General features: G+C 62.4%; 16 protein-coding genes. 11 read left to right on the top strand and 5 right to left on the bottom strand.

Going from position 1 to position 21135, the window contains the following annotated elements; translation table 11 throughout:
* The first annotated feature begins 9 nt into the window (after positions 1–9).
* The 7 genes from mdh to QMG56_RS08585 all read left to right on the top strand — a co-directional run bounded on the left by mdh (position 10) and on the right by QMG56_RS08585 (position 8757).
* A complete protein-coding gene (gene mdh / locus QMG56_RS08615; protein ID WP_230186870.1) occupies positions 10–972 on the top strand; it encodes a malate dehydrogenase in 963 nt (320 codons plus the stop codon).
* A 92-nt stretch (positions 973–1064) separates the two neighbouring features.
* Complete coding sequence (gene sucD, locus QMG56_RS08610; protein WP_230186871.1) at positions 1065–1949, top strand: succinate--CoA ligase subunit alpha; 885 nt, start codon at positions 1065–1067, stop codon at positions 1947–1949.
* Between the two features lie 88 nt (positions 1950–2037).
* On the top strand, positions 2038–4839 hold the full coding sequence (locus QMG56_RS08605) for a 2-oxoglutarate dehydrogenase E1 component (RefSeq protein ID WP_281822142.1): 2802 nt from the start codon (positions 2038–2040) through the stop codon (positions 4837–4839).
* A gap of 9 nt (positions 4840–4848) precedes the next feature.
* A complete protein-coding gene (gene odhB, locus QMG56_RS08600) occupies positions 4849–6108 on the top strand; it encodes a 2-oxoglutarate dehydrogenase complex dihydrolipoyllysine-residue succinyltransferase (RefSeq protein WP_281822141.1) in 1260 nt (419 codons plus the stop codon).
* Positions 6109–6251: 143 nt separating this feature from the next.
* Entirely contained in the window at positions 6252–6521 is a 270-nt protein-coding gene (locus QMG56_RS08595; protein ID WP_281822253.1) for a GIY-YIG nuclease family protein, read from the top strand.
* Between the two features lie 99 nt (positions 6522–6620).
* Complete coding sequence (gene lpdA / locus QMG56_RS08590) at positions 6621–8021, top strand: dihydrolipoyl dehydrogenase (protein WP_281822140.1); 1401 nt, start codon at positions 6621–6623, stop codon at positions 8019–8021.
* A 19-nt stretch (positions 8022–8040) separates the two neighbouring features.
* Positions 8041–8757, top strand: a complete 717-nt coding sequence (locus QMG56_RS08585) for a GNAT family N-acetyltransferase (RefSeq protein WP_281822139.1) — start codon at positions 8041–8043, stop codon at positions 8755–8757.
* Here QMG56_RS08585 and QMG56_RS08580 read toward each other — a convergent pair.
* The gene (locus QMG56_RS08580; RefSeq protein ID WP_281822138.1) at positions 8754–9722 is read right to left on the bottom strand and encodes a dipeptide epimerase; all 969 of its coding nucleotides are present in this window, start codon (positions 9720–9722) and stop codon (positions 8754–8756) included. The genes QMG56_RS08585 and QMG56_RS08580 overlap by 4 nt on opposite strands.
* 111 nt (positions 9723–9833) lie before the next feature.
* On the opposite strand from QMG56_RS08580, the gene QMG56_RS08575 reads away from it, so the two are divergent.
* Positions 9834–11138 (top strand): class I SAM-dependent methyltransferase, encoded by a 1305-nt coding sequence (locus QMG56_RS08575; protein ID WP_281822136.1) that lies wholly within the window; start codon positions 9834–9836, stop codon positions 11136–11138.
* A 69-nt stretch (positions 11139–11207) separates the two neighbouring features.
* On the opposite strand, the gene QMG56_RS08570 is transcribed toward QMG56_RS08575, so the two are convergent.
* Positions 11208–12431, bottom strand: coding sequence for a polyhydroxyalkanoate depolymerase (locus tag QMG56_RS08570; RefSeq protein ID WP_281822134.1), 1224 nt, complete (start codon positions 12429–12431; stop codon positions 11208–11210).
* Between the two features lie 202 nt (positions 12432–12633).
* On the opposite strand from QMG56_RS08570, the gene QMG56_RS08565 reads away from it, so the two are divergent.
* On the top strand, positions 12634–14460 hold the full coding sequence (locus QMG56_RS08565; RefSeq protein WP_281822133.1) for an ABC transporter transmembrane domain-containing protein: 1827 nt from the start codon (positions 12634–12636) through the stop codon (positions 14458–14460).
* A gap of 3 nt (positions 14461–14463) precedes the next feature.
* Here QMG56_RS08565 and QMG56_RS08560 read toward each other — a convergent pair whose 3' ends face one another.
* Complete coding sequence (locus QMG56_RS08560; RefSeq protein ID WP_281822132.1) at positions 14464–16029, bottom strand: S10 family peptidase; 1566 nt, start codon at positions 16027–16029, stop codon at positions 14464–14466.
* A 169-nt stretch (positions 16030–16198) separates the two neighbouring features.
* On the opposite strand from QMG56_RS08560, the gene QMG56_RS08555 reads away from it, so the two are divergent.
* A complete protein-coding gene (locus QMG56_RS08555; protein WP_281822130.1) occupies positions 16199–16630 on the top strand; it encodes an OsmC family protein in 432 nt (143 codons plus the stop codon).
* Between the two features lie 50 nt (positions 16631–16680).
* Positions 16681–17685, top strand: coding sequence for an LLM class flavin-dependent oxidoreductase (locus QMG56_RS08550; RefSeq protein ID WP_281822129.1), 1005 nt, complete (start codon positions 16681–16683; stop codon positions 17683–17685).
* Between the two features lie 5 nt (positions 17686–17690).
* On the opposite strand, the gene QMG56_RS08545 is transcribed toward QMG56_RS08550, so the two are convergent.
* Together QMG56_RS08545 and QMG56_RS08540 are read right to left on the bottom strand one after the other, a co-directional pair.
* Positions 17691–19706 carry a M13 family metallopeptidase gene (locus QMG56_RS08545; RefSeq protein ID WP_375713668.1) on the bottom strand — a complete coding sequence of 672 codons (2016 nt, stop codon included), beginning with the start codon at positions 19704–19706 and terminating at the stop codon, positions 17691–17693.
* Positions 19707–19837: 131 nt separating this feature from the next.
* Entirely contained in the window at positions 19838–20971 is a 1134-nt protein-coding gene (locus QMG56_RS08540) for an acyltransferase (protein WP_281822127.1), read from the bottom strand.
* Between the last annotated feature and the right edge of the window lie 164 nt (positions 20972–21135).

The following is a 21135-nucleotide window of genomic DNA, read 5'->3' as shown; positions in this document are numbered from 1 at the left end:
AGGATGACAATGGCCCGTAAGAAGATCGCGCTGATCGGCGCTGGCAATATCGGCGGTACGCTCGCGCATCTCGCGGCATTGAAGGGCCTGGGCGACATCGTCCTCTTCGATGTGGTTGAGGGCGTTCCCCAGGGCAAGGCGCTCGACCTGTCGCAGTGCGGCCCGGTCGAAGGATTCGACTCGCAGATTACCGGCAGCAACGATTATGCCGATATCGCGGGCGCGGACGTCATCATCGTCACCGCCGGTGTTGCTCGCAAGCCCGGCATGAGCCGCGACGACTTGCTCGGCATCAACCTCAAGGTCATGAAGGCCGTGGGCGAAGGCATCAAGGCCAACGCACCTGACGCATTCGTCATCTGCATCACCAACCCGCTCGACGCGATGGTGTGGGCGCTGCGCGAATTTTCCGGCCTGCCGCATAACAAGGTTGTCGGCATGGCAGGCGTCCTCGACAGCTCGCGTTTCAGCCACTTCCTGGCTGACGAGTTCAAGGTGTCGATCAAGGACGTGACCAGCTTCGTGCTGGGCGGTCATGGCGATACCATGGTGCCGGTCATCGAATATTCGACCGTTTCAGGCATCCCCATTCCCGACCTCATCAAGATGGGCCGTTCCACGCAGGAGCGCATCGACGCCATCGTCGCACGCACCCGTTCGGGCGGCGGCGAGATCGTTGCGCTGCTCAAGACCGGCTCGGCGTTCTACGCGCCCGCCACCAGCGGCATCGCGATGGCGCAAGCCTATCTGGGCGACGAAAAGCGCGTCCTGCCCTGCGCCGCTTATGTCGAAGGCAAGTACGGCGTTGACGGCCTGTATGTCGGCGTGCCTGTCGTGATCGGCGCGGGCGGTGTCGAGGAAGTCATCGAAATCGCGCTGACCGACGAAGCCAAGGCCAACCTTACCGTGTCGGTGGACGCGGTGAAGGAACTGCTGGTTGCGTGCAAGGGTATCGATCCCTCGCTGAACTAATCCGAGCTGCACCGACCTCCCCAGGAAAAGTGTGCAGCCCGGGGCCGGTCGATTAGGATGAAAATGCCACTCACCTCCACGAAGGGGCAAGCATGTCTATCCTCGTCAACAAGAATACGAAGGTCATCACGCAAGGGATGACCGGGGCGACCGGCACGTTCCATACCGAACAGGCGCTGGCATACGGTACGCAGATGGTTGCGGGTGTGACCCCCGGCAAGGGCGGTCAGACTCACATCGGCCTGCCGATGTACGACACCGTGCTGGAGGCCAAGACGGCAACCGGCGCAGATGCTTCGGTCGTGTATGTTCCGCCGCCATTCGCTGCGGACTCGATCCTCGAAGCCATCGACGCGGAAATCCCGCTGATCGTGTGCATCACGGAAGGCATTCCCGTGCTCGACATGGTGCGCGTGAAGCGTGCGCTGTCGGGTAGCAAGTCACGCCTGATCGGCCCGAACTGCCCCGGCGTGCTGACGCCCGGTGAATGCAAGATCGGCATCATGCCCGGCTCCATCTTCAAAAAGGGCAGCGTCGGCGTTGTCTCGCGCTCCGGTACGCTCACCTATGAAGCGGTGTTCCAGACGTCGAACGCGGGCCTTGGCCAGACGACGGCTGTCGGCATCGGCGGCGATCCGGTGAACGGCACCAACTTCATCGACGTGCTGGAACTGTTCCTGGCCGACGACGCCACCGAATCGATCATCATGATCGGTGAAATCGGCGGCGATGCGGAAGAGCAGGCGGCACAGTTCCTGATCGACGAAGCCAAGCGCGGCCGCAAAAAGCCGATGGCTGGCTTCATCGCGGGTCGCACGGCGCCTCCGGGCCGTCGCATGGGCCATGCCGGTGCGATCGTATCGGGTGGCAAGGGTGACGCGGAAAGCAAGATCGCAGCGATGGAGGCAGCGGGCATCCGTGTTTCGCCCAGTCCGTCCGAACTCGGCACAACTTTGCTACAAGTACTGAAGGGCTAATCTGGCCCGAACGCGAACCGGGGCTGCACCCCCGGTTTGCGCTGGCGTTCCGCGACTGCACGCGGGGATGCGCAAGATTGGACGGAATATGGGTTACGAAGGTCAGGAATTTGAAGTCGAGCAGGGTCCAAGCTGGGCCAAGCCCAACTGGCCCCCACAGGATACCGACGCACTGACGGCTGCCCTCGACCCCACGCAGATGGCGGTCGAGATCAAGGCGAAGGCCGCTGCGTCCGGCAAGGCAGTGTCCGACAAGGACGTGGCCGAAGCTGCGGGCGATTCGATCCGCGCCATGATGCTGATCCGCACCTATCGCGTGCGCGGGCATCTGGCCGCGAATCTCGATCCGCTGGGCCTGTCGCAGCGTGAGCTGCCGGCCGATCTGACGCCGGAATATCACGGCTTCTCCGGCGCGGCGCTCGACAAGAAGGTCTATCTGGGCGGTGCGCTCGGCCTGGAATATGCGACTGTGCGTGAAATGGTCGACATCCTGCGCGCGAACTACTGCGGCAATGTCGGCCTTGAGTATATGCACATTGCCGACGTCGAAGAGCGTCGCTTCCTGCAGGAACGCATGGAAGGCAAGGACAAGGAAATCGAATTCACGCCCGAAGGCAAGAAGGCGATCCTGACCAAGGTCATCCACGGCGAGCAGTACGAAAAATTCCTGGGCCGCAAATATGTCGGCACCAAGCGTTTCGGTCTGGATGGCGGCGAATCCATGATCCCGGCGCTCGAAGCCGTCATCAAATATGGCGGCGCGCAGGGCGTGAAGGAAATCGTGTACGGCATGGCCCACCGCGGTCGCCTGAACGTGCTGGCCAATGTGATGGCCAAGGGTTTCCGCGTGATCTTCCACGAATTCTCGGGCGGCACTGCCAATCCCGAAGATGTCGGCGGATCGGGCGATGTGAAATACCATCTTGGCACCTCCACCGACCGCGAATTCGGCGGGACGAAGGTCCACATGAGCCTGGTTCCCAACCCCTCGCATCTGGAAACCGTCGATCCGGTGGTGCTGGGCAAGGTCCGCGCGCAGCAGGTGTTCCGCGACGATCTGGCCGAACATGCGCAGGTGCTGCCGGTGCTCATCCACGGTGACGCAGCCTTTGCGGGGCAGGGGATCGTCTGGGAATGCCTCGGCTTCTCCGGCATTCGCGGGTACAATACCGGCGGCTGCATCCACTTCGTCATCAACAATCAGGTGGGCTTCACCACCAGCCCGCAATTCGCGCGCTCCTCGCCTTATCCCAGCGACGTGGCGAAGGGGATCATGGCGCCGATCCTGCACGTCAACGGCGACGATCCCGAAGCGGTGACCTTCGCGTGCAAGCTGGCGATCGAATATCGCCAGACCTTCCACCGCGACATCGTGATCGACATGTGGTGCTATCGCCGCTTCGGCCATAACGAAGGCGACGAGCCCAGTTTCACGCAGCCGCTGATGTACGCAAAGATCCGCCAGCATCCGCCGGTCAGTGACGTGTACGCCGAACGGCTGAAGGCGCAGGGCGTGATCGACGATACGTTCATCGCCGCGACCACCAAGGAATTTGTCGACCATCTGGAAGGCGAATTCGAAGCGGCCAAGAGCTACAAGGCCAACAAGGCGGACTGGTTTGCCGGACGCTGGTCCGGTCTGTCGCAGCCTGCGGACATCGAGACCGACCGCAAGAGCATCGATTCGGCGATTGCGTCCAAGCTGTTCGACAGCCTGGGCCGGACGCTGACCACCGTTCCGGCAACGCACAACATCCACAAGACGCTGCGCCGTATCCTCGACGCCAAGGCGGAGATGTTCAAAACCGGCGCGAACTTCGACTGGGCGACTGGTGAGGCATTGGCCTTCGGTTCGCTGTTGTCGGAAGGCTATGGCGTGCGCCTGTCAGGTCAGGATTCGGGTCGCGGGACGTTCAGTCAGCGGCATTCGGTCTGGGTCGATCAGGACACCGAAGCGAAATATATTCCGCTGTCGACCGTGCCGCATGGCCATTTCGAAGTGCTGGATTCGCCGCTGTCCGAATATGGTGTGCTCGGTTTCGAATATGGCTATGCGCTGGCCGATCCGAAGTGCCTCGTGCTGTGGGAGGCGCAGTTCGGCGACTTTTCGAACGGCGCGCAGATCATCATCGATCAGTATATCGCGTCGTCCGAATCCAAATGGCTGCGCGCCAACGGCCTCGTGATGCTGTTGCCGCATGGCTATGAAGGGCAGGGGCCGGAACATAGCTCGGCGCGTCTGGAACGCTATCTGCAGCTTTGCGCAGAGGGCAATATTCAGGTCGCCAACTGCACGACGCCTGCGAACTACTTCCACATCCTGCGTCGCCAGATGCTGCGGTCCTTCCGTAAGCCGCTGATCATCATGACGCCCAAGTCGCTGCTGCGGCACAAGCTGGCGGTGAGCAAGGCGGAGGATTTCCAGGGCGAAACGCACTTCATGCGCTTGCTGTCGGATACCAATCCGGCATCCGACAAAGACACCAAGCGTCTTGTCCTGTGCAGCGGCAAGGTTGCTTATGACCTGATCGAAGCGCGCGACGCCGCTGGCGACAAGAACACGCAGATCGTCCGCGTGGAGCAACTCTACCCGTTCCCGACCGAAGCACTCGCCATTCGCATCAAGCGGATGACGAACCTTGAAGAAGTCGTCTGGTGTCAGGAAGAGCCGCGCAACAATGGCGGCTGGTTCTTTGTCGAGCCGTTCATCGAGCAGAGCCTGCACGACGCAGGCAAGGCACCGATGCGTGCGCGCTATGCGGGCCGCAAGGCATCGGCATCGCCCGCCACCGGCCTCGCCAAACGTCACATCGCCGAACAGGGCGCGCTGGTAGCCGATGCACTCGGCCACAGTGTGCGCGAAGAAATCCGTCGCCAGAAGAAGGGCTAAATCAGCATCATGGCAACCGAAGTCAAAGTCCCCACGCTGGGCGAATCCGTTACCGAAGCAACCGTTGGTGCGTGGCTGAAAAAGCCGGGCGATACGGTGGCGCTCGATGAACCCATTTGCAGCCTTGAAACCGACAAGGTCGCTGTCGACGTGCCGTCGCCGGTCGCGGGTGTGCTGGGCCAGCAACTCGTCAAGGAAGGCGATACCGTCAATGTCGGCGCGGTGATCGCGGTCATCGAAGCGGGTGGCGCTGCCGCCGCGCCTGCACCGGCTGCCACCGCTGCACCGGCCCCCGCCCCCAAGGCCGAAGCCGCCGCACCCGCGCCTGCCGCATCGGCTCCTGCGGAGGACGACGACAGCGAAGGCGGCAATCTGACGCTGTCGCCCGCCGTGCGCCGCATGGTGCTGGAACATGGCCTCGACCCGAGCAAGATCAAGGGCACCGGCAAGGACGGTCGTCTGACCAAGGACGACGTCGCCGCCGCCGTTGCTGACGGCACAGCGAAAGCCGCTGTCGCTTCCGCCGCCAGCGCAGTGCCTGCTGCTGCCGCTGCGCCGTCCGCGCCCGGTCGCGGCGAAGAGCGTGTGCGCATGACGCGCCTGCGCCAGACCGTCGCCAAGCGTTTGAAGACCGCGCAGGAAACCGCTGCGCTGCTCACCACCTTCAACGACGTGGACATGACCGCCGTCATCGAAGCGCGCGCGAAGTACAAGGATCTGTTCGAAAAGAAGCATGGCGTACGCCTCGGCTTCATGGGCTTCTTCACCAAGGCGGTGACGATGGCCCTGCGCGACATTCCCGGCGTCAATGCGCAGATCGACGGCGATGAAATCGTCTACCACGATTATGCCGACATCTCGGTCGCGGTCAGCGCGCCCAACGGTCTGGTCGTGCCGGTCATCCGCAACGCCGAAAGCATGAGCGTCGCGGAAGTCGAAAAGACCATCGGCGACTTCGGCAAGAAGGCCAAGGACGGCACGATGACGATGGAAGACATGAAGGGCGGCACCTTCACGATCTCCAACGGCGGCGTGTTCGGATCGCTGATGTCCACGCCGATCATCAACACCCCGCAAAGCGCCGTGCTGGGCCTGCACCGCATCGAGGACCGCGCCGTCGTCCGCGACGGTCAGATCGTAATCCGCCCGATGATGTACATGGCATTGAGCTACGACCACCGCCTGATCGACGGTCGCGAAGCCGTGACGTTCCTCGTCGCGGTGAAGAACGCGATCGAAGATCCGACGCGTTTGCTGATCGATTTGTGAGCCACCCATAACAACCGTGTTCCTGCGCAGGCAGGAACCCAGTAAATAGCACCGCCTGAGTGCTTCATCCGATTACTGGGATCTGCACTGCTCTGGAACACGTTTGATAATGGAGACAGTCTACGAAGCGCGGTTTCGTCTACCTGATGGCCAGCAATAAGAATGGCACGCTGTATCTGGGCGTGACCAGCGATTTGGTCCAGCGGGCATGGCAGCATCGCAACGGTCTGGGCGATGGGTTCAGCAAACAATATCGCTGCTACCGACTGGTTTGGTTTGAATGTCATGATGATTTGCAGGAAGCCAGACAACGCGAATTGCAAATGAAGAAATGGAAGCGCGAATGGAAAATCAATCTGATCGAGGACGCAAATCCTGATTGGCGCGATCTGTTCGATGAAATAGCAAGTTAGGTGCTCTTGCGCAGGCGGGAGCGGGAAATGTCCAGGCGCGCAAGCGTTGCACCATTACTGGGTTCCTGCCTTCGCAGGAACACATAAGCGAGGTGAAGAATGGCCGAATTTGATTATGATGTGCTGGTGATCGGCGCGGGGCCGGGTGGTTATGTGGCGGCGATCCGTGCGGCACAGCTTGGTCTGAAGACGGCCTGTGCCGAGTCGGGTTCGACGCTGGGCGGCACGTGCCTAAACGTTGGCTGCATCCCGTCCAAGGCGCTGCTCAACGCTTCGCATCATTTTGACGCGGCCGCCTCGGGCGCGTTGCTCAAGCATGGTATCAAGATCGGCAACGTCGAATTGGATCTGCCCGCGATGCTGGCCGACAAGGATGATGCGGTAAAGAGCCTGACGGGCGGTATCGAATTTCTGTTCAAGAAGAACAAGGTCGACTGGATCAAGGGGCTGGCCACGTTCAAGGACGCACATAGCGTAGACGTCGCGGGCAAGACCGTGACGGCGAAGAACATCGTCATCGCAACGGGTTCCTCGGTCACGCCCTTGCCGGGTGTCGAAGTCGACAATGCCAAGGGCATCGTCGTCGATTCGACCGGCGCGCTGGCGCTGCCGAAGGTGCCTGAGCATATGGTCGTCATCGGCGGCGGCGTGATCGGGCTGGAGCTTGGCTCGGTCTGGCGCCGTCTGGGTGCGAAGGTCACGGTTGTCGAATATCTCGACCAGATCCTGCCCGGCATGGACGGCGACGTGCGCAAGGAAGCGGCCAAGATCTTCAAGAAGCAAGGCTTCGACATCAAGACCGGTACCAAGGTGACCGGCGTGTCGGTGAAGGGCAAGAAAGCCACCGTGTCGGTCGAACCGGCGGCAGGCGGCGACGCGACGGCTATCGAAGCGGACGTGGTGCTGGTCGCCATTGGTCGCAAGCCCAATACCGACGGGCTGGGTCTCGACACAATCGGGCTGGAGCTCAACAAGCGCGGCCAGATCGAAACCGACCATGAGTTCGGCACCAAGGTTGCAGGTGTTTGGGCTATCGGCGACGTGATCCCCGGCCCGATGCTCGCGCATAAGGCGGAGGACGAAGGCGTTGCAGTGGCGGAAAACATCGCAGGGCTGACGGGCATCGTGAACCATGATGTCATTCCCTCGGTCGTCTACACCCATCCCGAAATCGCGGGCGTCGGCCTGACCGAAGAAGCCGCGAAGGAACGCGGCGCGGTCAAGGTCGGCAAGTTCCCGATGATGGCGAACAGCCGCGCCAAGGCGATCCGCGACACCGAAGGCTTCGTGAAGGTCATTGCCGACGCGGACACCGACAAGGTGCTGGGCGTCTGGATCATCGCTTCGCCCGCCGGCGACATGATCGCGCAAGCGGCGCAGGCCATGGAATTCGGCGCATCGTCTGAAGACATCGCCTACACCTGCCACGCGCACCCCACCCACGCCGAAGCGTTCAAGGAAGCGTCGATGGCCGTGCAGGGCAAACCCATCCACATGTAATTCCCGGCGGAGGCTGCAGATGGCGGATGCGGGATTGACGGACCCGGACCGAGTGCTGGATCGCCCGGTCTGGTCTGCACTGACCGGGCGCCAATCGGCACTCGCTATCGGCGGAGCTAAGGCGCTACGCTTTGCGCGGGAATATGGCCCGTTCGCGGCATCGGCGGATCGAAGCGACGTAGCGGCCCTTGCGGGCCTGATCGGGAACGATGCTGTCTCGGCTGAGGGGCATGGCGATATCTGGCTGGTTGAAAAGGACGCCGTTACACCGCCGCCCGGTCTTGTAGTGGTCCGCAGCGCCTTGTGCGTCCAAATGGTCGCGACATCGGTCACGCCCCCAACCGGGAGTTTCGATGTTCAGGATCTGGACGATGCCGACGCAGCGGACATGCTGGCATTGGCGACGTTCACCGCACCCGGACCTTTTGCCGAAAAGACGCATCGGCTAGGCGGCTTCGTCGGCATTCGCGAAAATGGACGGCTGCTCGCCATGGCCGGGGAGCGGATGAAGCCCGGCCCCTTTACTGAAATCAGCGGCGTGTGCACGCAGCCGGACTGTCGTGGCCGGGGCTATGCCGGTTTTCTGATGCGCGTCGTGGCATCGCGCATATTGGCGCGCAACGAAAAGCCGTTTCTTCACAGCTACGCGACGAATGCGGCTGCCATCGCCTTGTACCAGTCGCTCGGTTTTGCGGTGCATCAGTCGATTACGGCAACGGTGCTCAGACGGGTTTAACCCCACAAATTCCCCGGCAACAGCATGCCGTCGCGCATTGCCAGCGCGCCGTCCCGGTCCTTGGCGAGCAATAGCGCACCGTCCAGATCGACCCAATCCGCGCCCTGTGCCGCAAGGAATGCGGGCGCAATGCCCAGCGATGTGCCGAGCATGCAGCCCAGCATGATGCGCAGCCCGCGCGCGCGCGCCGCTGCGGTCAGGGCCAGCGCTTCGGTCAGGCCACCGGCCTTGTCGAGCTTGACGTTCACTGCCGAAAAGCCACTAAGCTTGTTCAGATCGTCGCGCGTATGCACGCTTTCGTCCGCGCAGAACGGCACTGGCGATTGCACCCCCCTCAGCATCTCCTCATGCCCGTGCGGGATGGGTTGCTCGATCAGCTCAACGCCCAGCGCGGCCAGCGCGGCTGCTTCCGCCGCCACATCCATCTCGGCCCAGCTTTCGTTGGCGTCGACGATCAGGCGGACATGGGGTGCGCCCCGGCGCACCGCCGCAATCCGGTCACGGTCGCCTTCTCCGGTCAGCTTGCATTTCAGCAGGGCAAAGCCGCGCGTGGCGGCGGTCTGTGCATCCTTTTCCATCTGTGCGGGATCGTTCAGGCTGATCGTGAAGGCGGTCGGCACCGCGACCGGAGCATGCAATCCTGCACGCTGCCAGACGGGGACGCCCGTGCGTTTCGCTTCATAATCCCACAGGGCGCAGTCGAGCGCGTTGCGCGCCGCACCGCTGTCCATGCCCCGGTTGACGCTGTCCCGGTCCATCGGTCCGCGATACGCAGTGATGGCGACTGCGCAATCCTCCGCCGTTTCGCCTTCATAATATATGGCGGTGCCTTCGCCGCGCCCGACATGGGTGCCGTCACCGACGGTGCAGACGATGACATCGACATGCGTCTTCGCGCCGCGACTGATGATGAAGGCGCCATCGACCGGCCAGCGTTCGACTGTTGCTGAAACTATTTCGACCATCGGATTGCTTTAGGCGGCTTGGCGAGCAGCGCAAACCCCATGCGGGCTTTCCCGCGCGTCGGTTGCGCGGTACAGAGACGAGCGAGCCCCCGAACCCAGGATAAACAAACCGTGACATCACGAGAGCTTACCGGCTTGCTGCCCCTTGCTCAGGGCGATTCTGCGCAGCCTTTTTTGCGCAAGGCAAATGACTGGATATGGCGGCTCAGCTTCGGAGCGATCGGCTGGCCGTGGCTGCTGAGGAGCCTGCATGGCGGCAGCAAGGCAGATAAGCGGGCATTAATGAACGCGCTGGGCCTTGCACCCGATTCGCTGCCCCATCTGGGAAGCTGGAAAGCCGATACGGGATTCCTGCGCCATATCGTGATGAACATCGCGCGGTTGCGCCCGGCGGTAACAGTGGAACTGGGGGCTGGCGCATCGACTCTGGTCGCGGCCAAGGCGATGGCGCTGCATGGCGGGGGGACGCTGATCAGTTTCGATCAGCATGCCGGTTTCGTCGAAGGGACGCGCAACTGGCTGAAGGACAATGGCTTGTCGGTCGATATTCGTCACGCCCCGCTGGAGGCCGAAGTCGATGGCTGGCCGGGGCGCTGGTACAGCGTGGATCGCCTGCCCGAGCGGATCGACCTCATCATCATCGACGGACCGCCCTGGAGCATTCATCCGCTCGTACGCGGTGCGGCGGACAGCCTGTTCCGGCGGCTGGCACCCGGCGGCGTGATCCTGCTGGACGATGCCGCGCGTCCCGGCGAGCGGCTGGTGGCGCGGCGCTGGCGCAAGCGGTGGCCGGATATCGATTTTTCCCTATTGCATGACGGGACGAAGGGAACGCTGGTCGGCGTGAAGCGCGCCGTGGGCGTGCCGCCTGCACCCGCCAATGACCGGGGCACACCGACGCGCCATGCGGTGCGCGCGGCGGGTATCGCTGCGCTGATTGCGACTGGCTGGATCGGACATGCCGTGCTCGGCGAGTTTCCTCAACCCGCGCGCGCAGCGGACACACGTTTCATCGATGAAGCCGCTGCATCGCACCGCACGGGCCTGTTGCGGCAGGCGATGGTGTCGCAAGTGGAAAGCACGCATCTGGACAGCGGCGAGATCGCTCGCTCGACTGGCCTGCGCCTGCCGATCCTGCCCGCCGGATGGAAAGTGCGCGATGTGCAGCTTTACCCGACCGAGGGCACGTCCGCCGTGGCCCTGTCGCTGACGACGCCCCAGGGCGAGTCGGTTACGCTGCTGACCGGTCGGGCGGAAACCCCTGCCGAGGGAAAGCCGCTGGTCACCAAGCGCGAGAATGAGAACATTGCCTATTGGGAAGAAGGCGATCAGGCGCTGGCGCTGACCGGGACGATATCGCCCAGCCGTGCGCTGGAGCTGGCCGCGTTGCTGGCACGAAAGCCGCAGGAGAGCTGATCGCAATTCCGGGCGGCGAACGCGCGTTCAGCCGCCCGGAATGATGTTTCTGTCTTAGCCGTCTTGGACTTAGCCGTTGTGCGTGGCGATCCACTCTTCGACGACGGGGGCGATCTTCGTCCGCCACTTGCTGCCGTTGAAAATGCCATAGTGGCCGACGCTTTCGGCCATATAATATTTCTTGTGACTATCGGGCAGGTTGGTGGCGATGGTCAGCGCCGCCTTGGTCTGACCCAGGCCCGAAATATCGTCGCGCTCTCCTTCGATCGCCAGAATGCCTATATCCTTGAGCGCAGCGGGATCGACCAGTCGACCCCGATGCATCAATTCGCCCTTGGGCAGGCTGTGCTTCTGGAACACTTCGCTGACGGTCTGGAGGTAGAATTCCGCCGTCATGTCGCAGACGGAGCGATATTCCTCATAGAATTTCTTGGTGGCGTCGGCGCTGTCATCGTCACCATCGACCAGATGCTTGAACATCTCCCAGTGGCTGACGAGGTGATCGCCCAGATTCATCGTCATGAACCCGGCAAGCTGCATGAAGCCGGGATAGACGCGGCGACCGTTGCCGGGATAGTTGAAGGGCACCGTCGCCACGACATTCTGTTCGAACCAGCCGATGGGCCGTTCGGTGGCCAGCGTATTGACCGCCGTAGGCGCTGCACGCGTGTCGATCGGTCCGCCCATCATTGTCAGCGTCCGTGGGCGGGCAGGGTGCTTGTCCGCCGCCATCAGGCATGCGGCAGCATAGCTCGGCACAGACGGCTGACAGACCGCCAGCATATGCGCGCCCGGGCCGATATGCTCCAGCCAGCCGACCAGATAATCGACATAGTCGTCCAGATCGAACGTACCCTCGGACATCGGCACGTTGCGCGCGTCGCGCCAGTCGGTGATCCACACGTCATGACCGGGCAGCATCCGCTCGACCGTGCCGCGCAGCAGCGTGGCAAAATGGCCGGACATCGGTGCCACGATCAGCAATTTGGGATCGCCGGCCTTCACGCCGTCACGAGTGAAATGGCGCAGTTGACCGAAAGGCTTGCGCGCCTCGATGACTTCGGCGATCGCAACGGTCTTGCCACTGATTTCGGTGGTGGGCAGGCCGAACGCAGGCTTGCCGCGCGGTGCAGAGGCGTGCGCAAACACATCGAGCGCAGAGGCCAGCATCGGCCCGCCGCCAAAATAGGAAAAGGGATTGGCCGGATTGTTCAGCAATTCCGCACCGGCATTGGCAAACGCGCTTGCCCCGGCGAGGAGGTTGCGCTGAAACTCATAGGCGCTGTAAAGCATGATAAACCTGCATTCCTTCTAGGATCGCTCCAGGAGCGATCTGACATCAAAGCCTGTTTCGTATCGCACTGCAACGTAAATAAATCGATTGCGTTGCATGCATGTGCCGATATGCGCCAACACCGAAACGAATATCTCGGTCACCGTCCTTCACCAGCAATAGCGATTGAGGGGGCCTGCGTGGGCTGCTAGGTCACTTTCCATGAGCAGGGACAACAGCGGGGCAACGACCCCCGACACGCAAAACGACATCGTGGACAAGGCGGAGGCGCCACGCGGCAAAAAGCTCGCCAGCCTCGGCATGTTGTGGCTTTTCGCCCGGAATTATCCGGGCCGCATCGCCAGCGCACTGACGGCGCTGCTGTTTGCATCGGCCGCTACGCTGGCGATTCCCAGCGGGTTCAAACTGGTCATCGATCGCGGCTTTTCCGGCGGTGGGTCGGGCGGCGATATCGGCCGCTGGTTCCAGTATCTGCTGCTGATTGTCATATCGCTGGGTATCGCCACGGCTTGCCGCTATTATTTCGTCTCCTGGCTTGGTGAGCGCGTGGTTTCGGACATCCGAGCCGCGGTGCAGCGCAACCTGTTGCGGATGGCCCCGCGTTTCTTCGAGGAAAATCGGCCGTCCGAAATCGCCTCGCGCATGACATCGGACACTGCCGTGATCGAACAGGTTGTGGGCACGACGGTTTCTGTCGCTTTGCGCAATGCCGTCACGGGCGTTCTGGGCATCGGCTATATGATCGCGCTGGCGCCCAAGCTGGCGGGTATGATGTTGCTGGGCATACCGCTCGTCATTCTGCCCATCGTCTTCATGGGCCGCAAAGTGCGCGTTCTGTCGCGGAGCAGTCAGGATCGCCTCGCCGACGTCGGCAGCATGACGTCCGAAGTGCTCGGCGCGATGCGGATCGTGCAGTCCTTCGGGCAGGAAGAACGCGAGGCGGCGCGGTTCAAGGGCGCAGTCGAATATGGATTCGAAACTGCGCGCCGCCGTATCCGCCTGCGCGCGATCATGACCGGCGTTGTGATCTGCCTGATCTTCGGCGCGGTCACGATGATCATGTGGCAGGGCGCCATCGACGTGGCGAGCGGCAAGCTGTCGGGCGGTGCCATTGCCGCGTTCGTGCTGACTAGTGGACTCGTGGCGGGTGCATTCGGATCGCTGACCGAGACATGGGGCGACCTGTTGCGCGGTGCGGGTGCGGCTGAGCGACTGAACGAGTTGATGACTGCAGTGCCGGACATCGCGCCGCCTGCCCAGCCCGTCGCTGTTCCGCGGATCGAACGGGCAAAGCTGGCGTTCGATCATGTGACATTCCTCTATCCGACCCGACCCGATGCCAAGGCGCTGGACGACTTCACGCTGACCGTCGAACCGGGCGAAACAGTGGCAGTCGTCGGTCCGTCGGGGGCCGGCAAATCGACGCTGATCCAGTTGGCGCAGCGCTTCTACGATCCGCAGGGTGGCACGATCCGCCTGAACGACGTCGATCTGCGCGATGCCGATCCGTCGGACATCCGCGCGATGATGGCGCTGGTGCCGCAGGAAAGCGTGATCTTCGCCGCATCCGCGCGCGACAATCTGCGCTACGGCAATTGGGACGCGCCTGACGACCGGCTGTGGGAAGCGGCACGCGCCGCCCATGCCGAGGATTTCCTGCGCGCTCTGCCGCAGGGGCTGGACAGCTTCATGGGCGAAGCAGGCACGCGCCTGTCGGGTGGCCAGCGGCAACGCATGGCGATTGCCCGCGCGCTGCTGCGCGATGCGCCGATCCTGTTGCTCGACGAAGCGACGTCAGCGCTGGATGCGCAGTCCGAACGGCTGGTGCAGGACGCGCTCGACACGCTGATGCGCGGGCGCACCACCATCGTCATCGCCCATCGCCTTGCCACCATCCGCGCCGCTGACCGCATCGTGGTGATGGATCAGGGTCGGATCGTCGAACAGGGCAGCCACGCTACACTCAACGCGCAGGGCGGCCTGTATGCGAAGCTCGCGCGGCTACAGTTTCACGACGAGGCTGCGTAACGCCTATCGCGCGCCTTCCGCGTAATAACGCTCCATATCGAGCCGCATCTGGTGGAGCGATTGCGGGTTCAGATAGATCATGTGGCCCGATTCATAATATTTGAACTGCAGATTCTTCTGCAGCGAAGGCTCCAGCATCATGTGCTTCAGGCTCTGCTCCGTCGCGAAGAACGGCGTCGCCATGTCGTAGTATCCGTTGAGCGCAATGACGCGCAGGTGCGGGTTGGTGCGCATCACGGCGGACAGATCGGTCGTGGAATCGACGACATTTTGCGTCGAACCGTCGGGTGCCTTGTGCGACAGCTCCCACTTCCAGTCCGCGCCGTCGCGCGCGCTCAGGCGATAGGTGAGGTCGGTGTCATAGCCCATGTCGCTCAGCCGTTCGAGGAAGCTGCCGACGTACAGGCCGGTGATGCCCGTGCTCGATGCGTCATATTCGGGGCGGTCCCCCGCCGCATCGTCATCCATGCCGGTATAGCGCGAATCGAGCCGCCCGATGGTCGTGCGATTGTCGCGCAGCAGTTCCTTGCGGAAACGGCTGAGGCTGATGCGCAGATTGGCGCGCTTGATGAAGTCGGGCGACAGGCCGGTCAGGCGGCTCATCTGCTGCGCCACGCTGTCCATTTCGGCAGGCGTGATGTCCGATCCCTTGGCAAGTGCCGCGCTGTAGGGGCCGTTTGCGAACTGGCGCGCCTGCTCGACGATGGTGGCGACATCGGCGGGGCGGTCGGCGATACGGTTGTGATACCATGCCGTCGCGGCGTAGCTGGGGAATAGGCCGATGAAATCGACGTCCAGCCCCGATTGCCGTACGCCGTAATTCATGATCGACGACAGCAGGATGACGCCGTTCAGCGCCATGCCCTGATCCTCCAACTTGTACGCCAGCGCCGCAGATCGTGGCGTGCCGTAGCTTTCGCCGAAGATATATTTGGGATCACCCCACCGCTTGTTGATGGTGACATAGCGGGTGATCGCCTTGGCAAAGGCGTCCACATCCTTGTCAAAACCATAGAAGTCCGACGCGGGCGTGTCGCCCAATGGGCGTGAATAGCCTGCACCCATCGCATCCAGGAACACCATGTCGGTGCTCCCGATCAGCGTATCTTCATTGGCGGTGACGGGGAAGGGAGCGGGGGCCACGGCCTGCGGCTCATTGGTCTGGACGCGCATCGGCGCGAACGATCCCATGCGCAGCCAAAGCGTCGAGGAACCGGGACCGCCATTGTAGAGGAACGTCACCGGGCGGCGCTTTCCGTTTGTGGAGGGCGCGGTGTAGGCGGTGTAGAATATGCTGCCGGTCGGCTTGCCGTTCATGTCGCGTAGCGTCAGCGTGCCTGCGGTTTCGGTATAGCCGATGGTGCGTCCGCCGACCGTCACCTTGCCGGTGCGGGATTTCTTCGCTTCGATAACGGGCGCCGTCGTCCAGTTCGCGGCTACATCCTCGGCGGTCTTCGCTGCCTTTGCTTCGGTCGCGCTTTTCGCGTTGCTTTCTTTCTGTGCGAAAGCGGGTGTCGATGCTGCGAGCAAGGCAAGCGAAAGGGTGAAGGCGGAGTGAATGACGGTCATGCAAAGCCCTGAAATAAAGTGATAATCCGATGGCATATTCTTACGCAGTCTACGCGTATGTGCAATGCTGTTTCCGTCGGAGCCTTCCGCACTGCCGCTCGTTCAACCGTCGTTGGCCTGTCATGAAGCAGGCATAGTCTATCGATCGTTCATCCAAGGAGACAGTCTCATGAAAATCAATCGTAGCGGGTCAGCTGTATGGAGCGGTGGCCTCAAGGACGGCAAAGGCGCGATTTCGACGCAGAGCGGCGCGCTCGACGCGCATCCTTATGGTTTTGCCGCGCGGTTCGAGGGCGTTGCCGGGACTAATCCCGAAGAACTGATCGGCGCGGCCCATGCCGGGTGTTTCACTATGGCGCTGTCGATGATCCTGGGCGAAGCCGGGCTGACCGCCGACAAGATGGAAACCAAAGCGGTCGTGACGCTGGAACAGGTCGATGGCGGTTTCAGCATCACTGCAATCGCGCTCACGTTAAAGGCCACTATCCCCGGCACCGACGACGCGACCTTCCAGGAACTGGCCGCAAAGGCCAAGGCGAATTGCCCGGTGTCGAAGCTGTTCAAGGCGGAAATCACGCTCGACGCGACGCTTGAAGGATAGTTTCTAAATAAAGTAGTGAAATGCAACGGATCATGCCCTATATTCAGGGCATGACCATTTTATCCATTCTCGATCTCGTTCCCGTTACGCAGGGGAGCGATGTGTCCACCGCACTGACCAGTGCCGCCGATTATGCCCGCACCGCAGAGGCTTTGGGCTATCAACGGTACTGGACCGCGGAGCATCACGGCATGGCCGGGATCGCATCGGCGGCGACATCCGTGGTGCTGGCGCATATCGGCGCGGCGACATCGACGATCCGGATAGGCGCAGGCGGCATAATGCTGCCCAACCATGCACCGCTTGCGATTGCCGAGCAGTTCGGCACGCTGGAGGCGCTGTATCCGGGCCGTGTCGATCTGGGTCTGGGCCGTGCGCCGGGATCGGACCAGCGCGTTGCGCAGGCGATGCGGCGTACACTGGCAGGCGGCGCGGATCAGTTTCCCCGCGATATCATGGAATTGCAGGCCTATTTCGCAGGCGACGACCGTCTCGGCTTTACCGCCACGCCCGGTGCAGGCGCTAACATTCCGCTGTGGATTTTGGGATCGAGCCTTTATGGTGCGCAACTGGCCGCTGCGCTTGGCTTGCCTTACGCCTTCGCCTCGCATTTCGCGCCCGATGCGCTGGATGATGCTCTCGCCATTTATCGCCGCGATTTCCGCGCTTCGGCGCAGCTCGATCGCCCCTATGCCATGGCCGGTTTCAACATCTTCGCGGCTGACACGCGCGAGGAAGGGGCATTTCTGGCAACCTCGATGATGCAGAGCTTCGTCGCGCTGCGCACGGGCACCCCCGGCAAGATGCCGCCGCCGATTGCAGGTTATCGCGAAAACCTCCCCCCGCAGGCGCAGGGGATGTTGAACAACGTCCTGTCCTGCTCCGCCATTGGCGACCGCGACGATGTCGCGCGCGACCTTGCTGCCTTCGTCAAGCGTACCGGCGTCGACGAAGTGATGGTCAGTGGCGCAATGTTCGATCCCGCCGCCCGCCAGCGCTCCATCGCGATTGCGATGGAGGCCGCGGAACGGATCGGCGCTCTGGAAGCGGCGTAAGCGCCTTACCAGATCTTCACGCGGTCCTCAGGCTTCAGCACCAGCTTGCCATCGGCGGCGGGCTTGAACGCATCGTACCACGCATCGAAATTGCGCACGATGTCGGTGCGATAGCGTGATGGCGAGTGCGGGTCGATGACCAGCAACTGACGCAGCCGCGCCTCGCGATCATTACGCCGCCACACCTGCGCCCAGCCCAGGAAAAAGCGCTGATCGCCGGTCGTGCCGTCAATCACCGGCGCAGGCTTACCACCCAGTGACGCATGATAAGCGTCCAGCGCGACGGCCAGACCGCCCAGATCGCCGATATTCTCGCCCAGCGTCAGCGCGCCTTTCACATGCTCGCCCGGAAACGGCTCATAGGCGTCATATTGCGTGATCAGCTTGCCGGTCAGCGCCTTGAAATTGGCGACATCCTGATCGGTCCACCACTGCACCAGCTTGCCGGTTTCGTCATATTTCGATCCCTGATCGTCGAAATGATGGCTCAGTTCATGGCCGATCACGGCACCGATGCCGCCATAGTTGACCGCCGGATCGGCATTGGGATCGAAGAAGGGCGGCTGCAGGATGGCAGCGGGGAAGACGATCTCCACCATGCCGAAATTGGCATAGGCGTTGATTTCCATCGGCGTCATGCCCCATTCCCAGCGGTAGATGGGCTTGCCCAGCTTGCCTACGCTATAGGCAAAGTCGAATTGCTTGGCGCGCAGCGCATTGCCGAACAGGTCGTCAGCCTTGATCTCCAGCCCGGCATAATCGCGCCACTGGTCGGGATAGCCGATCTTGGGCGTGAAGGCCGCGAGCTTCTTGTGCGCGCGCGCCTTGGCCTCCGCACTCATCCAGGACAAGCCGTCGATGCGGCGACCCCATGCGAGCAGCACATTCTTCACAAGCGCGTCGGCGGCGGCCTTCGTTTCCGGCGGGAAATATTTGGCGACGTAGACCTTGCCGACTTCCTCGCCCAGATTGGCTTTCATGAAGTTGATGCCCCGCTTCCAGCGGTCCTCGCGCTGCGGCGTGCCGGACAGGGTGGTGCCATAGAACGCGAAATTCTGTGCGCCGATCGCGTCGGGCAGAACGTCGGCATAGGCTTCGAGGCTGCGGATCAGCAGCGCGTCTTTCAGAACGTCGATAGGCGCCTTGGCCAGAATCGCGGCGGTGCCGGTAAAGGCGGTGGGCTGAGCAATCAGCAGGTCGGTCGAAGCAATGCCATTGGCTTTGAGGAACGCTGCAAAGTCGAAACCCGGTGCGGCCTTGGCAAGCTCCGTCAGCGTCATCTTGTTGTAAGTCTTGTCCGCGTCGCGGCTGTCGACGCGCGTCCAGTGCACTTTGGCGATGTCAGTTTCGAGCGCCATCAGCGCCGTGGCGCGCGCAGCGGCATTGTTCTCGCCCGCCAGTTCCAGCATCTTGGTAAGATGCGCGACATAGGCGGCGCGATCCGCCTTCATCTTCTCGCTATCGGTCAGATAATAATCGCGGTCGGGCATGCCGAGGCCGGACTGGGTCATCTGCGCGATGTAAGCGTCGGGGGCCTTGTCGTCCTGACCGACATAGAGCGCGAACGGACCCTTTACGCCGTTACGCGCGGCCTTGGCGACCAGCGCGGCATAGCCCTTGCGATCCTTCAAAGCCTTGATGTCGTTCAGCCACGGCGTGATGGGTGCCAGGCCTTTGGCCTCGACCGTCGCTGCGTCCAGATAGCTGGCATAGGCTGCACCGACCTTGCTTTGCGGATCGCCCTTGGCCGCATCCAGAATTTCGCGGGTGCGTGTCTTGGAAAGGTCGTCGAGGACGGTGAACATGCCGAAGCTCGATTTATCCGCCGGGATCGGATGGCTGCGTGCCCAGCCGCCATTGGCATGATCGTAGAATTCATCGCCCGGCTTGACCGTTGGGTCCATCCCCGCCGTGTCGAAGCCATAGGTGCCAAGTTGCGGCTTGGCGGTCGTCGATGCGGGTGTGGTCGTGCTTGTCTTGGCGGTCTGCGCAAAGGCCGGATACTGCATCGCGAATACCATCGCGGTGGCGGTTGCGAACCTGATCGATTTTTTCATGGACGTCCCTCTCGTGTCGATTTGCGACGATATTGGGGATGTCGTTCGTCTGCTGTCCATGCATTTCGTCGAAAATTGATCGAAACGACAATATGTTACGCGACGCGCGGTTTCTCTAATCGTTCGCTGCGTTTTGGCGGGGATTTCGGTAATGGCGCAAGACGCCCTCCGCTCAATGCCCGGGCGAAAGCAGGCGATATGCGCAGGATGATCCGCGCCACGACAATCGAAGCGCCGAGCACCAGCAGCGGATGGAGAATCAGGAAGGCGGGGTACAGCGGCGATCCCACAGGCCCGGTCCACTGGCCGATGAACGGTCCACCAAGCCAAATCAGGATCAGGTGGCAGCAGAAGAGGAAGAACGCATAAGGCTCTATCGCCAGCAATGCGTCGCGCATCCTAGAAGTCGCCAGCGCATTGGCCATCCGCCAGAAAAACAGTGCAGCCGCGATCCGCGTTACCAGATCCAGCGCCGCCATGGCATGCGGCTGAGTTGTCGGGAAAGGCGCGGGGGGTAGCGATAATGCCACCTTCACCGGAACGAGGATCGCAAAGGGCAGCAGCGCCAGCAGAGCCGGGAGCGCAGCAGTCCGCTCGGCCAGCGAAAGACGCCGCGCGATCATCCCCGACAGGAAGAAGAACAGGATGATCGGCCGCAGCAATATCGGTTGCGGCCATCCCCCGATGGCCAGCGCCGCAACGGCAAATGCCAGCACCGCCATGCCGCGCACCGGAAGGCGTACGAGCAAGGGCGCGACGATCATGCAGATGAACAGGTCGCGCAGGAACGGCATCTGTACATTGATGTCCGGCGCGCGCGTGAGGGCCAGCATTTCCTCGACTACCCAGCCGAGGCTGTGCGGGGTGGGCGCGAGTATCCAGCCAGCCGCCGCCGCGCCCGATACGCACAGGATCGCAATGGCGTTCCAAAGCAGCATTGGCAGCAGGATCGTACGTGCCTTCCCGGCGACATGCTGCCGCCAGTCGAGCACGCGGCGCGATCCGGCGACCAGATAGCCCGATATCATGCCAAGCAACGGAACCGCGCTTTTGCCCAGCCCCTCCATCAGCGTCCAGCGCAGCATTTCCTGCCCGGACCCGACCAATTGCGCCAGTTCCTCCCCCGTACGTCCGGTCCAGGCATGCACATAAACGACGCCGAGAATACAGAGGACGCGGGCAATGCCGATGGCGTCGTTGCGGGGATGGGTAACGGGTGAGGGAGGCAAGCAGGGGTTCCGGTGCGGTTCTAACGAGCGGGGAGCGTAACGATTGCGGGAGGAATTGTCAGCCTTTGGAGGTGGGGCGGGCCATTGTCGGGCTCTCCCGTGTTCCTGCGAAAGCAGGAATCCAGGGCGCTGTGCACGACCGTTTGCGTTCGCCGCCCTAGGCT

Source organism: Sphingobium sp. BS19 (assembly GCF_027925545.1).
Classification (GTDB): Bacteria; Pseudomonadota; Alphaproteobacteria; order Sphingomonadales; family Sphingomonadaceae; genus Sphingobium.
Note: the sequence above shows the minus strand (reverse complement) of the source record. Positions and strands in the feature narration are given on the sequence as shown.

Coding starts and splice junctions, on each gene's coding strand:
- QMG56_RS08545 (WP_375713668.1), bottom strand. CDS start 19,706: ATGGTATTCGCGATGCAGTATCCGGCCTTTGCGCAGACCGCCAAGACA.
- lpdA (WP_281822140.1), top strand. CDS start 6,621: ATGGCCGAATTTGATTATGATGTGCTGGTGATCGGCGCGGGGCCGGGT.
- odhB (WP_281822141.1), top strand. CDS start 4,849: ATGGCAACCGAAGTCAAAGTCCCCACGCTGGGCGAATCCGTTACCGAA.
- QMG56_RS08605 (WP_281822142.1), top strand. CDS start 2,038: ATGGGTTACGAAGGTCAGGAATTTGAAGTCGAGCAGGGTCCAAGCTGG.
- QMG56_RS08550 (WP_281822129.1), top strand. CDS start 16,681: ATGACCATTTTATCCATTCTCGATCTCGTTCCCGTTACGCAGGGGAGC.
- QMG56_RS08560 (WP_281822132.1), bottom strand. CDS start 16,029: ATGACCGTCATTCACTCCGCCTTCACCCTTTCGCTTGCCTTGCTCGCA.
- QMG56_RS08555 (WP_281822130.1), top strand. CDS start 16,199: ATGAAAATCAATCGTAGCGGGTCAGCTGTATGGAGCGGTGGCCTCAAG.
- QMG56_RS08570 (WP_281822134.1), bottom strand. CDS start 12,431: ATGCTTTACAGCGCCTATGAGTTTCAGCGCAACCTCCTCGCCGGGGCA.
- mdh (WP_230186870.1), top strand. CDS start 10: ATGGCCCGTAAGAAGATCGCGCTGATCGGCGCTGGCAATATCGGCGGT.
- QMG56_RS08565 (WP_281822133.1), top strand. CDS start 12,634: ATGAGCAGGGACAACAGCGGGGCAACGACCCCCGACACGCAAAACGAC.
- QMG56_RS08580 (WP_281822138.1), bottom strand. CDS start 9,722: ATGGTCGAAATAGTTTCAGCAACAGTCGAACGCTGGCCGGTCGATGGC.
- sucD (WP_230186871.1), top strand. CDS start 1,065: ATGTCTATCCTCGTCAACAAGAATACGAAGGTCATCACGCAAGGGATG.
- QMG56_RS08585 (WP_281822139.1), top strand. CDS start 8,041: ATGGCGGATGCGGGATTGACGGACCCGGACCGAGTGCTGGATCGCCCG.